Annotated in this window: 10 protein-coding genes; 4 read left to right on the forward strand and 6 right to left on the reverse strand. The window is 51.2% G+C overall.

What is annotated here, in order from left to right:
* Positions 1-169 precede the first annotated feature (169 nt).
* The 3 genes from AADH33_RS11820 to acs all read right to left on the reverse strand — a co-directional run bounded on the left by AADH33_RS11820 (position 170) and on the right by acs (position 4,083).
* Positions 170-610: an MgtC/SapB family protein gene (locus tag AADH33_RS11820; RefSeq protein ID WP_075102627.1), complete on the reverse strand. Its 441-nt coding sequence runs from the start codon at positions 608-610 to the stop codon at positions 170-172.
* A 73-nt stretch (positions 611-683) separates the two neighbouring features.
* On the reverse strand, positions 684-1,898 hold the full coding sequence (locus AADH33_RS11825) for an NAD(P)/FAD-dependent oxidoreductase (protein WP_348549000.1): 1,215 nt from the start codon (positions 1,896-1,898) through the stop codon (positions 684-686).
* Positions 1,899-2,121: 223 nt separating this feature from the next.
* A complete protein-coding gene (gene acs, locus AADH33_RS11830) occupies positions 2,122-4,083 on the reverse strand; it encodes an acetate--CoA ligase (RefSeq protein WP_348549001.1) in 1,962 nt (653 codons plus the stop codon).
* A 407-nt stretch (positions 4,084-4,490) separates the two neighbouring features.
* Here acs and AADH33_RS11835 point away from each other — a divergent pair, with 407 nt between their 5' ends.
* On the forward strand, positions 4,491-5,792 hold the full coding sequence (locus AADH33_RS11835) for an NAD(P)/FAD-dependent oxidoreductase (protein ID WP_348549002.1): 1,302 nt from the start codon (positions 4,491-4,493) through the stop codon (positions 5,790-5,792).
* A 208-nt stretch (positions 5,793-6,000) separates the two neighbouring features.
* The gene (locus tag AADH33_RS11840; RefSeq protein ID WP_348549003.1) at positions 6,001-7,008 is read left to right on the forward strand and encodes a pirin family protein; all 1,008 of its coding nucleotides are present in this window, start codon (positions 6,001-6,003) and stop codon (positions 7,006-7,008) included.
* A gap of 235 nt (positions 7,009-7,243) precedes the next feature.
* Here AADH33_RS11840 and AADH33_RS11845 read toward each other — a convergent pair whose 3' ends face one another.
* Positions 7,244-8,353 carry an alkene reductase gene (locus AADH33_RS11845; RefSeq protein ID WP_348549004.1) on the reverse strand — a complete coding sequence of 370 codons (1,110 nt, stop codon included), beginning with the start codon at positions 8,351-8,353 and terminating at the stop codon, positions 7,244-7,246.
* 447 nt (positions 8,354-8,800) lie between these two features.
* Between AADH33_RS11845 and AADH33_RS11850 the strand changes: the two genes are divergently transcribed.
* Positions 8,801-9,988 (forward strand): hypothetical protein, encoded by a 1,188-nt coding sequence (locus AADH33_RS11850; protein ID WP_348549005.1) that lies wholly within the window; start codon positions 8,801-8,803, stop codon positions 9,986-9,988.
* Between the two features lie 6 nt (positions 9,989-9,994).
* Here AADH33_RS11850 and AADH33_RS11855 read toward each other — a convergent pair whose 3' ends face one another.
* Positions 9,995-11,422 carry an outer membrane protein transport protein gene (locus AADH33_RS11855; protein WP_348549006.1) on the reverse strand — a complete coding sequence of 476 codons (1,428 nt, stop codon included), beginning with the start codon at positions 11,420-11,422 and terminating at the stop codon, positions 9,995-9,997.
* Positions 11,423-11,641: 219 nt separating this feature from the next.
* On the opposite strand from AADH33_RS11855, the gene AADH33_RS11860 reads away from it, so the two are divergent.
* Entirely contained in the window at positions 11,642-12,409 is a 768-nt protein-coding gene (locus AADH33_RS11860; RefSeq protein ID WP_348549007.1) for a hypothetical protein, read from the forward strand.
* An 89-nt stretch (positions 12,410-12,498) separates the two neighbouring features.
* Here AADH33_RS11860 and AADH33_RS11865 read toward each other — a convergent pair whose 3' ends face one another.
* The gene (locus AADH33_RS11865; RefSeq protein ID WP_100748769.1) at positions 12,499-13,401 is read right to left on the reverse strand and encodes a DMT family transporter; all 903 of its coding nucleotides are present in this window, start codon (positions 13,399-13,401) and stop codon (positions 12,499-12,501) included.
* Positions 13,402-13,527: the final 126 nt, after the last annotated feature.

A 13,527-nucleotide genomic window follows, 5' to 3' on the forward strand; every position in this document is an offset into this window, starting at 1 on the left:
TGATGTGTTTAGTGCCATGCAGTGTCGATGAAAACACGTAATAACCGCATAATAACAACAAGACACCACCACTGCCTTGTAGCACGATTTTGCTACCTGTCCAGTTTTCCTCAGCCCACAGCACCTCCTCTGTGGGCTTTTTTTTGGCTGGTAGGTTTTCTACAGCAGATTATGGGGTGTCTTTTTCTTTTTTGCTCTTAAAGGGCTCAGAAAACTGCAAAATCAAAAAACCAACCGCTGACAGAATAATGGCAATCTCGTAGCGACCATAGGCCACCGAAATACCGATTGCGCCCGTGTTCCATAAACTGGCCGCCGTGGCAGTGCCTTTTGAACCCATCTCGTTTTTAAATATCGCCCCGCCGCCGATAAAACCCATACCCGTGATGATGGCATACATAATCCTCGCCTCACCTGCTGATTCATAGATATCCATACCCACCAGCATAAATGCACAAGAGGCTATCGTCACTAGCGGAAACGTCCTCAGCCCCGCGCCGTTGTCTTTCATCTCGCGGTTGAGCGCGATGGGCAATGATAAAATAAAGGCAATACCCAATTGAAAAAAGTGGTACTGCATGAGGTCTAAGTCTATATCGAATCCAAACATAGCATCTCCTCCTTGGATATTACCAACGGGCCTCCCGCCCAGCGCCGGTTATTATAAATGCCCTCTGTCATTATCAAGGGGTAGCAACGCACCGCCCTGCAAGCGCGGCGCAGATCACATCAGCTGTCTGCTGCGCCATGTGATAGCAGCTCTCGATATTGCCTTGTCCGCACCAGTCGCCACTGACGATCCATTGACGAGACGAATCAGTGAGTACGCCTTGGGCGGGGGTTTGCGCATCGGAGCGCGTCGCGGCATAGCGCCAGCGATGACAGTCGATCTGTGTGAGAGCACAGGCATCATCCCAGCCCAAAGCATGCTGCGCTGCTGTCAATAGCGCAGCTTGTACAGGCTCTATCTCTTCATCGACCTGCTGCTCGGACCAGTCGTTGCGGGCATGGATGGTGATACTCGGTAGCAGCGTTTCATGGGCAGGTTTTCGCTGCTCTATAAATATCCTATCGATGATCGAATCATTGACATAAGCGACGTCCCATCTGCCACCGTCTTCTGCATCCGTCAGCGCCGCGGGAAGCGCCTGCCCTTCATCCCAGCCGAGCATCAGCGTGTAGCAAGCTTGCATCTTGATGGCGCTGATACTCTCTTGTTTGTCAAAGCCACTGCCAGCCATCAGCTCGCCCGCTTGCACGTTTGGCGCGGTACAGATCACCCAGTCAAATAGCCCAAGACTATGGCCTGCTTCATCAAACAGCTCAGTCTTTTGCTTAGTTTGTTGCTTATTTTCGCCAGCTGCTGGCTCAGTGTACTGCGCCAGTGGTGCCACACGGGTTTGAAAGCGCATGGTGGTGTGCTGTAGCTCGCCTGCCAGCGCGCGCCCCCAACTGGTCATCTTTGGGGTACTTATATAGCGGGCTTGCTCGGTATTCCAGCGCTCTTTTTTTATGGTAGAGGGCCGCTGACCCGCCGTATGGGCAGCGATCAGCTCGACCACGTTGGCACACCACGGCTGTATCATACCCACGTCGAGCCATGGCGCTATAAACTGCTGAAAGCTGGTGGTCTTTGCAGTAAAAAACTGCGCCCCAAACGCCCATTGCCAGTTTTTATGCGTTTGGCTGTCGCGGCGATATCGGGTGGCCAAACGCCCCACGCTGCGTGATTTTTCAAAAATCGTCAGCTGCGGCATTGGCTGGGTAGCAGGCGTGTGACCAAACGCACGCTCCAACAAAGTGGCGGTAAACAGTCCCGTCAACCCGCCACCGATGATGGCGATAGTCGGTGCGGCGGTATCGGCAGGATGGCAAGAGTGTAGAGTGTGCTCAGACATAACGACAGTCGGCCTTGTGGTGTTTTGATCAAAAATAATATGCGTAAGCCAGCATATGCAGGCCGTCATGTGAAGACAGGCCATATACAGGCAGCGAAGCTCATAAAAGCTATTGAACCCCTAAAACCTGCTGATATCAATATCATCTACGTAAAGAAGCCATGCTACCGTCGATAACATGGCTTCTTTTATTGTTGATACTATTGCTTAATTATCTGCCTGCTTACTCACCGCGTTCCGCCTTGACCACCTCAACCAGCTGATTGATCACTGAGCTATCGGCAAGCGTGGATAAGTCGCCCAAACCCACATACTGCCCTGCAGCCAAATTACGCAAAATACGGCGCATGATCTTGCCTGAGCGGGTTTTGGGCAGTGCATCGACGATATAGATGGCATCAAGATTGGCAATCGGACCGATTTCTGTACGCACATGGCGATTTAGCTCGGCTTTTAGCGACTCTGTGGCCGCCTCGCCAGATTTTAGGATAATAAAAGCACAGACCCCCATGCCGCGTATCTCATGCGGCATACCGACGATGGCCGCCTCAGCGGTCGCCGGATGCGCCACCACCGCGCTTTCGATCTCCGCTGTGCCTAAGCGATGGCCTGAGACATTGAGCACATCATCGACACGGCCGGTGATCCAGTAGTGTCCATCTTCGTCGCGCTGCGCGCCGTCCCCTGTAAAGTAATAACCTGGGTACTCACTAAAGTATGTCTTTAAAAAGCGCTCATGGTCGTTATAAATCGTACGCATCTGCCCCGGCCAGCTGCTTTTAATTGCCAGATTGCCTTCGGCAGCGCCTTCTAAAACCTCGCCATCACTATTGACAATCTCTGGCTTGATACCGTATAGCGGGTTCATCGCCGCCCCTGGTTTTGGCGCCACTGTACCTGGTATGGGAGCCATGAGAATACCGCCTGTCTCAGTCTGCCACCATGTATCAACGATGGGGCATTTGCCACTACCAACGATATGATAATACCAGTCCCAAGCCTCTGGGTTGATTGGCTCGCCGACCGTACCCAGCAAGCGTAGGCTGGAGCGATCCGACTCACGGACAAAGGCATCGCCCTCTTTCATCATCGCTCGAATCGCTGTCGGCGCCGTGTACAAAATCGTCACGTCATGCTTATCAATGATATGACCAATGCGCGCCCACGTTGGATACTCAGGCACCCCCTCAAACATCACGGTCGTCGTACCATTGGCAAGGGGTGCATAAGTGGTATAAGTATGCCCCGTCACCCAGCCGACATCCGCCGTACACCAATAGACGTCATCGTCTTTGACATCAAACACGTCACGGAAAGTTGAGATGGCATACGTCAGATAGCCGCCTGTGGTGTGCAGCACGCCTTTGGGCTTACCCGTGGAGCCTGAGGTATATAATAAAAACAACGGGTCTTCGGCATTCATCACTTCAGGCTCGCAATGCTCAGACTCGCCATCGATTAAGGTATGGTACCAAATGTCACGGCGGCCACTCATCGGTACTGAGTTACCAGTACGGTGCACGACGACGACGTTGGTGACCGTGTCGGTGCCATCCATGTCCAACGCCCGATCGACGTTGGCTTTTAGCGGGGTGTGTTTATTGCCGCGCACGCCTTCGTCTGCGGTAATGATGACTTTGGAGCGACTATCAACCAAGCGATTGCCCAAGCTCTCGGCAGAAAAACCGCCAAATACCACAGAGTGTACTGCGCCGATGCGGGTACAGGCCAGCATACCGATCATCGCCTCTGGTATCATCGGCATATATAGGGTCACTCGATCGCCTTTTTCGACACCCAGCTTGCGCAGTGCATTGCCCAACCGACAGACTTCTTCGTGCAGCTCTTTAAATGAGATGATTTTATGCTGTGACGGATGATCGCCTTCCCAAATGATGGCAGGCTTGTAAGGATGGGTCTTTAGATGACGATCGAGACAGTTGACAGAGATATTGAGCTGACCGTCTTCAAACCATTTGATACGAAAATCGTCCAAATCATAGCTGACGTCGCTGATTTTGGTGGGTTTTTTTATCCAATCGACCAGCTCGGCACGCTGTGCCCAAAAGGCATCATTACTCTCAGGAGATTCGATAGATTGCTGGTAGTCTGTTTGGTATTGCTCCGCACTGGTATTGGCGGCGGCAAGAAAGTCGTCTGCAACAGGAAATGATTTTTGCGTCATAGTATTCATCCTTTTTCATTATTATGACTCGCACAAACCGCCGCGCGCGACTGCCTGTACAAGCAATAAGAGTCATCTTCCATAATGTGTGACACTCTGTGTTAGTTTGACAAATAAGCGGGACGGTTGCAAGGCATCAACGCCCATTCATAACAATTTCACTGTACAACCGTATACTTGCTTATTGCTGGCGCGCGACTACACCATTACATTTAATCCTTGTAACCTGATATGAAATATGGACAATAGCTACACGCCAGCGGCGATGACACGCGCCTATATTGGCTTTTTTTCGCCGATGAGGGTTTTTGGCTGTTGTCACTTACTTAACCTGTTCAGCTTCCCTTTATATGGGCTGATTTAGACGTCACGCGCATCCTCCACCCCTTTTTATTTATGAGATCCCCATGAGTAACCATCGTCCCGCTTCCCACTCTACCCATTACGACGTCATCATCATCGGTGCGGGCGCGTCCGGTCTATACTGTGCGCTTACCGCTGGTCGCCGTGGTCGCCGCGTGCTGGTGCTCGACCATGCCAATAAAGCAGGCAAGAAAATCCTCATGTCAGGGGGCGGACGCTGCAATTTTACCAACTATGTCGTCGAGCCGAGCCATTTTATCGGCGACAATCCGCACTTTTGTAAGTCGGCCTTGAGCCGTTATTCCAATTGGGAGTTTATCGGTATGGTAGCGGCGCACCATATTCCCTATCATGAGCGTGAGCACGGTCAGCTATTTTGTGACGACTCAGCCCAAGACATCGTGACCATGCTGCTAGATGAGTGCGCGGCAGCCGGTGTGCATATCAAGCTTAGTACACAGATTGATGGCGTAAAACCGATCGATAGTGCCAACAGTGCACGCTTTGAGTTGAGCACCAGCAGATCGCTGAGTAAAAAAGAAAAGCAAGCAAGAAAAGAGGCCACAAGCTCGCCGACGTTGCCACAAACCACTTACCGCTGTGAGTCGCTGGTGGTGGCAACGGGCGGCTTGTCGATTCCGACGATGGGTGCCAGTGGTCTTGGCTATGAGCTGGCGCAGCAGTTTGATCATACTCTGGTGGCAACCGATGCCAGCCTCGTGCCTTTTACCTTTACCGATCAGACTGGCGAGCTTATCCGCTCACTGGCAGGCATCAGCCTACCGGTAATTGCCAGCAATGAACGCATCTCCTTTAGACTGCCGCTACTATTTACCCATCGCGGGCTCTCAGGCCCTGCCATGCTTCAACTTTCAAACTATTGGCATACTGGAGAAACCATCCGTATCAACCTGCTGCCAGATACTGATATGACTGCGCTCCTGCTTGCTCACAAAAAATCCCATCCGCGCCAGCTGGTTCGTACCGTTTTGGCTGACCATACCACCAGCCCGCTACCCAAAAAACTGCTCTCCGCCCTACAAGCGCATCTGTGGGATGATATCAAAGAAACCGAGCTTGCCAATATCAAGGACGAGCGGCTACTGGAGCTGGGCGCGGCGCTCAACAGCTGGCAGCTCAAACCCTCTGGCACCGAGGGCTACCGCACCGCCGAGGTCACACGCGGCGGGGTGACCACCGACGAGGTATCATCAAAGACCATGCAAAGCAATTTGCAAGAGGGCTTATATTTTATCGGTGAGGTGTTAGACGTCACCGGCTGGCTGGGCGGCTATAATTTTCAGTGGGCGTGGGCCAGTGGCCATGTATGCGGCGAGGTAGTATAAGTGGTATAAGCCGCATTATCATGCCTCCACTGCTCTTGCTCTGTGCAAAAAACCCAACCCAACCAATCTTGCGTCAGTGAGATAATGACTCAAACAAGCATAATATGTGTTATTTTGAATATATAGTAAGATAATACTACATTGGGGCATCTGACGCTTGGCTCCCGTTATGCTGCATAAGCCATATACTATTTTTATGAGGTGATACATGCGTCCGATCAAACATATTCATGGTGACAAAGCGCCGCACTGGATAGGTGATGGTTTTTATGTAAAAACCTTAATCAACCATTTGGATAATGACTCCGACATTAACTATCGCCATACTGACCCGTTTTTGTTATTTGACTATGGCCAGCCGACCACCTTTGCCCCAAACCCTCATTATCAGACCAAGCCGCACGGCATCGGACAACATCCGCACAAAGGCTTTGAGGCAGTGACTGTCGCGTATGCAGGTGAGATCAGCCACGCTGACTCGACCGGCGGTCGCGGCGATATTTTGGCAGGTGATGCCCAGTGGATGACCACAGGGCGCGGAATCACGCATGAGGAGTTTCACTCTGAGGCGTTTGGTGCGCGCGGCGGGCTCTTTAGCATGGTACAGCTGTGGGTCAATCTGCCGAGCGCTCATAAACTAACAGCGCCAAAATATCAGAGCATCAAGCGCGCCGACATGCCGATGGTGACGCTGACAGCAGATAGTAATCATCAAACAGCGATTGGCACAGCGGCGATTATCGCTGGTGATTGGCAAGGCATCAAAGGGGCGGCCAGTACCTTTACGCCCATCAACCTCTGGGACATCGCACTACACCGTGCAGGTGCAACGACGCTACAGCTCCCTAATACCCACAATGTGCTCCTGCTGGTACAAGAAGGCGAGGTGCTGGTGAATGGCACCGCCATCAGTGCGGGTCATTTGATACAATTTGCCGCGCCTACCCAGCACCGCGCTGAGATGGCGGCGGAGCAAGTGGCAACTCATGACCGTATTGAGCTGTGCCTTCTCGCCGCTCACACTGACGAGCTGGACGCTACTCCTGTCGAAGCGCCTATCCAAAAAACGCCTGTCGAAACGTCTGCCAAACTGCTGCTACTTAGCGGTGAGCCTATCGGCGAGCCTGTAGCAGCCCACGGACCCTTTGTCATGAATACCAAAGAAGAGCTGCATCAAACCTTGCGTGATTATCAAGCGGGTCGTTTTGGTCAATAACCCCTGTATCAGTCGCCGCTATGTCAATGACCGCTATATCGTCGATACTAGGGCGTATCTCAATTCAATCAATAGCCATCTAAATGGGCTAAAAATGAGGACACACCCTACTAAAGGATCTGTCAAAATTAACAAATATCGAAGTCCTAACATCGAATTTCTCATAAAAAAGCCGCTTTACAAAGATGTAAAGCGGCTTTTTAACGCTTAAGATTTAAAGTTAGTCATCGCGACGTTAGGCTTGTTTTTTATTCAAAAACGCATAGTCAGTATAGCCCTCACTGCCGCCACCATAAAAAGTCTGCGGATGCTGCTCATTAAGCGGCGCCGCTTGGCGGATACGCTCGGCCAAGTCGGGGTTGGCAATATAGTCGCGACCAAATGCCACCGCATCGATGTAGCCGGCTTGGATATTTTGCGACGCTTTTTCGGCAGTATAGCCGCCAGCTGCGATAATCATGTTGTCAAACGCTGTGCGGATACGCTGGCGGAAGCCTTCGGTATAAGGCGTACCACCCGCCCAATCAGGCTCTGAGATATGCAGGTACATCAGGCCGCGCGCATTGATCTGCTCGATCAGCCAAATATTATCGTCTTCATCGTAGCCAGCATCTACGCCATTAAACGAGCCTTGCGGTGACACACGAATACCGACATGATCGGCGTCCCATGCATCGACACAAGCATCGATGACATCGAGCGTCAAACGCGCGCGGTTTTCGCGACTACCACCATACGCATCTTCGCGCTTATTGGTTTGCTCAACCCAAAACTGATGCAGCAGATAACCATGAGCGCCATGAATCTCTACCCCATCAAACCCCGCTTCTTTGGCATTTTTTGTCGCTTGCGCAAAGTCTTTGATCACTTGCTCTATCTCATCTAGTGTGGCTGGACGCGGCGGCGTGGCCTCCACACGGATCGCTTGCTCGTTGCTATCACGCAGTGAGGTTCGAGCGCCGACCTTGACATCGGAGGCGGAGATCGGCGCTTGCCCATTTGGCTGCACGCTTTTGTGCGCGACCAGTCCTGTGTGCCACAGCTGCACGACGATTTTGCCGCCTTTGGCATGGACATTATCGACCACAGCTTTCCATGCAGTGACTTGATCTGGCGTATGAATACCAGGCGCGCCAGCATAGCCTTTGGCCTGAAAGGACACCTGCGTCGCTTCGGTGATGACCAGCCCTGCCCCTGCGCGCTGCGAATAATACTCGCCTGCCAATGCGGTCGGCACATCGCCTGGCTCGACTGCGCGCAGACGGGTCAGAGGTGCCATAATGATGCGGTTTTTTAGGGTTTGGGTGCCCATTTTTACGGGTTCAAATAAATTATCGTGTGCCATATTGTGCCCTATGGTGTTTGTCGTTATTGGTGAATGTTCGTTATTATGCTGCTGATTATAGTCGACGCTAAATAAATCAGATACATCGCTATCACGTCGCTCAATGCTTTGTCATGCAGACTTATTATGGTATCGGTGCGCTTCGTATCGATATGCGCTGCGACCGAATAGAGACATAAAAAGTCATATTGAACGACCGTTATCTTTATAGGGAGCGGATGGGTTTATTCAAGCAAGCGTTACAAACAAAAACACCTCACTGATAAGTAAACTATAGTGAGTTCAGTATAAAAACAATACAGTGGGACTGGGATGAGTTTTATGCAGCATCGAGCAGCGCAGGCACAGCACGCAAGGAAAATTTATCCCAGTTCCACGTTGACATATAATGTATCTGTTTTCTTTAGAATCGACTATAGATATGTCATGCGATAGAGTATAAAGGGGATGCAGTTTAGACAAAAAAGCAAATTGGCATACAGTATGGTGCTTGGACTATTGTGCGTGGGCATCAGCGCTTGTCAGCCACCGGCAGCAGATAGCACCCCATTGGAGGATACCGCTACGGATGCGCCAACCACCGAATCACCAAGCGCCCCTGTGCCGACCACTACTGACACGCCCAAGCTAACAGAAGCCAGAACGCCAAAAGCGCTGACCAAAGCACTGGTGGCGCTATCTGAAGAAACCCTAAAACAGCAGCTAATCTGTACCAAACTACACGGCACCATAAACGCCATCGATCATAAAAGTCAGGCAGAAAGCATTCACACAGTGCAGCGCCAGATACAAACGTGCTTACCAAGCGCCAATAATACCGAAGTGCTGCAACTGCTGATCGAGTATCAAGCGATGTATCAGCGTTTTTTGCAGTTTAATCGTCCGACCGACAGCGCCGCGTTTTTTACAGTGATGAATGCCGTCGAGCGCGGCGAAAAAATCACCGTGGCACAACTAAAACAAGTGCCGCCACGGGTTCGCTATCTCATTGGTCTGGTCATGGGCCGCTCTGATATCGAGGTACGCTATATCGGCGCAGGCAACTTTGAGTTTTATCATGATCTGACCGCCATGGCAGAGATATTTACCCCTTATCTGCCAGACGATCAGCGTGATTTTATCCAGCGTATGGGGCAGGACAACCAGCACAAGCTGTGGTTTGATGCCGCGATTACCATACCCTTTGATACTGTGGCTGAGCGCGCGGTGTTTTGGGAGGGTTTTATGGCGCGCTATCCTGACAGCTATTTTTATGATGATGCCAAACGGTTATTTACGCTGTATCGATATCTACTGTTTTTTGGCTCAGAGCGTACGCGGTGGACAGATGATGACATACGAACACTGACTCAGCCTACAAATGATAGGCTGCTCCAGCAGCTGGCCAGCCGTCCAAATAGTCAGCTGGCAAAAGACGCACAGACTTTTTTGGCATTTATGCAGCAGACGGCGAGCGAGCGCCAGCAGAGCTATCCGATACCTGCTAGCGGTGAACGTGGCGGCGATAACATCAATAAAGACAACATCGCCCGCTATCAATTAAGCCGCGCCCTAAACCTCGCGCTACCGCAGCCAGCAGATAGCAAGGACTGCTTGACAGGTATTGTGTGCATAGACGCGCAAGCCGCTGCATAAAAAGCACTAGAAGTGGTAGCCAAGCTTCATGCCCAGCGCGTAGCCAGTGCCGTCGTCGATATTTGCCACACGGCCATCGACCTTGGTATCGACAGGGCCACCCTCAAACCACATGTACTGGCCACCGGCAGAAACGCTCAATTGCTCGCTAAGCTTATACTGTGCGCCCAGTCCCAAGGTGGTGATGGCGTCATAAGGCCCCAATAAGCTAAGCGGTGCGCCAGTGCCATGGTCATAACCGGCGCGAATCTCTCCTGAGAGCTGTGGGTTAAATTGCTTACCCAGTGCCACCTCGACTGCGTAGCCATCTTTTTTGTAAGCGGCGAGCGGCTCTTGTGTGGCCACGGTAGCCACCGGCGGCGTCACGCTAAAATCGCTCCAGTCCACCCAGCGCGCATTGAGCATCCCAAGTAGCTGGTATTTTTCACTCAGACCGGTTTGAAAATCAAAGTTGAGCGATTGCGGCATTTTTACCTCTGACTTACCGGATAATGGTAAGGCAACCTCATCGGTAGCAGGGCTGGGCGTGACCCCATCACCGCCAGCAGCAGGCGGCAAAATCACTTGCAAATTCTCCACCCCTGCCACCTGATACTTGGCAGGCGCACGATAGGTCAATGCCGCTCGTAGGGCAATCTTGGGTATCTCATAAGCCATGCCCAGTACTGGTACGAGGGTGCTTTTGTCTTCAAAGTCCAGCGTATAATAGGTCGGCGCTTCTGCCACTGGCGTGGCAAGACCATTGACCGTCTCTAACGCTGCTGCTTCCGCTGCGCTAATGGTGCCGTTGTTTTGCTTATCGACCAGATTGTTATACTCCGCCAGAGTTGGCACGCCAAACGCGGCACCGACCAGATCCAGCACTTCCGCCACTGCCGTAGTCATGCCCACAGGCTGCGCGCCTGTGACTTTACCCTTTAGTGTCTGGTGCTCAAGCCCGCCATACAGCCAGATATTGTTGGTTACCTTACCGCCGCCCAATAACGTGATACCTGTCGTCTCGATGCGCGCCTCTGTCGGCCCCATTTCATTATTAAATATATTGCCTGCTGGATATTTGGTATCGACTCCAAAAGGCTTTTCGTAAATCAGCGCCAACGCGGTGTTGGTGGTCGGTGCAATTTTTATCGCCGCTCCAGGCAAGTCGAAATCATCCATCATGTCGTCGATTTTGTTGCCGGCGATATCGGTGCCTTCGATTTTTGGATCGATATAGGCGTAGGACAGCTCAGCATAGTTGCCCGGCTCAAAAAACGGCGCAACAGACTGCTTGCTATACTCTAGGCCAGCGGCATGCGCAGCGCTGATACTTAAACTCAGACTCAGTGCGGTGAGACTACTGGCCGCCAGCAGATATCGTGAGGCTGGATTAAAATAAGAAAAACGAGAAGTCGCAACCGTGCGAGCCAACCGTGCAGATGGCAGAGATGTCATGACAATATCCTTTTGTCAGTAAAAAACGCTAAGATAGGACAAAACGCGAGACCACCGTCCTATCCCTAGCTTGTGTGTCTCTCGATTAAATAGAGAAAGCTAACATTTGTCAATATGAAAGCAACGCCGTCATCCAATAGGCGGTGTTTTATTCGTATTAAATAGTGGCAATATCGCGTATTTAACGTATCAAAAACATCGATCGAACAGAGAAAAAACATGCAAACGCCAACCGAAGCGCCCCAAACAAAGTATCGAAAACACCTTGCAAAAAAATACTTGCCAGCGGCTTGTAGTGTGGGGCTTATGTTGGCCTTGAGCGGCTGTCTTGCGACAGAAAAGCTCGACTATCAGCTAATGCGACAAGAAGACGCAAAATGGGTCGCGGACGAGCAGCTGACCGATAGACTCATCGCCGTTGGTAAGCCTAGCGCGCCTATTGAGGGCGTGGATAATGCGATTGTGTTTGCAGGGGAAAAACACAGCTATCTAGTACAAAGCGCAAACCAAGACCCTGAGCTGACAGCTATACTGAATCACGTCGATCTGGCGCATTTTTCCTTTAAACCCATGCCAACAAAAGACACGCCGCATTTTGCGATAAGAGTTGGTGAAAGCGGCTGCCCCTCAGTGCAGGGCTGTATGGCTTTGAGACTAGGGTATGAAAAATCAACGCAGCAGCTCGCCGCCGGTGAAACGGATCAGCTTGAGGACGCTGGCTTTACGTGTCACGATGGCTTTGCTGGCGGCATGACCCGCTGTACAAAAACCTTGCGGCGTCTGCCCGTCACGGTAGCACCGGCCATTAAAAATAGCGAGACGCTGCCTTACCGTTTTGCTCAGCCAATCGCCCTGACGTTTTATCATTATCAGCCAGACACCACGTTGGCAGAAGAAAAAAGGCTAAAGGCGTTGATGCCTCTTGCCAAAGCCTTTGACATCATTACCTTCCCTATTCAGCTGATCATGATCGGAGGCGCAAATTAACCACGCCGCCGCGGGCTTGACATGGTATTTGGCTGCTAGTATTTGACTGCAAATCCTTACCTTTCAGCGATGAGATGGCCTGCGCGACTTTAGGATTTCAGCAGTTTTTTAACCGACAGCTCAAGCGACAGATAGGTACCGATTAATATCACCACCGAGCCAATGATGGCGCGGGTATCTAGCGCCTCGCTCAGCAGCACATAGCCCAAGATAATGGCAAAAATCGGAATCACCAAAGTGATGCTCGTCGCCCGCGTCGGTCCGATATTTTTGATCAATTGGTTCATAAAGATGAGGGCAATCGCTGTAGAAAAGACACCTATACAAACCACCGACACCCACGCCTTGGCGCTGATGCTCTGATCATAAGGAAAAGCATAAAAGGCCACAGGCAGCATCAAAATACTGGCGATGATCAGCGAGCCTGCAGTGATGGCCACGGGTGAGACATTATATAAATAATGACGGGTGATATTGGCTCCGACTGCATAGCCGACGCAGGCAAGTAGCGCATAGCCCATCGGCAACAAACCGTTAGCCAATCCGGCCTCTGAGACACCGCCAGCAAACAAGCTTTCGCTCATCAAAATAGCGACTCCGATTACGCCGATTACTAAGCCCAGCACTTGTCTTTTGGACAGCCGGTCTTTAAAAAAAGTACTGGCGATAAAGCCGCTCATCATTGGCACAGAGGCATTGAGCACCGCCAACACTCCTGCATTGACCGACTGTGCTGAAAAAGAAAATAGCATAAAGGGCAGTGCCGCAGAAAAGATACCGACGAGTGCCAGCAGCTGCCAATGATCGCGCAGACCGTCACGGTTTTTCTTATTGACCATGACAAACACCAGCATCACCAGTCCAGCAAATATCACCCGTAGACTGGCAAACGCTAATGAGCCAAACTCAGGCACGCCAATGCGATAAAAAACAAACGACAGCGACCACATAAACGACAGCGTGATAAAAATAATGAGATCGCGTTTGCTCATGGGTTCGTCCTAGTTAGCGCTGAGACTGTCTTAGCAGTCATAAAAAATGCCATGTGATAAAACATGGCAATGATAACAGCTTAGGACGTATTGAACATAGCGTAAGTAGCGATTAAATATCGACAT

The organism is Psychrobacter sp. KFRI-CH2-11 (genome assembly GCF_038239325.1).
Taxonomy (GTDB): Bacteria; Pseudomonadota; Gammaproteobacteria; order Pseudomonadales; family Moraxellaceae; genus Psychrobacter; species Psychrobacter celer.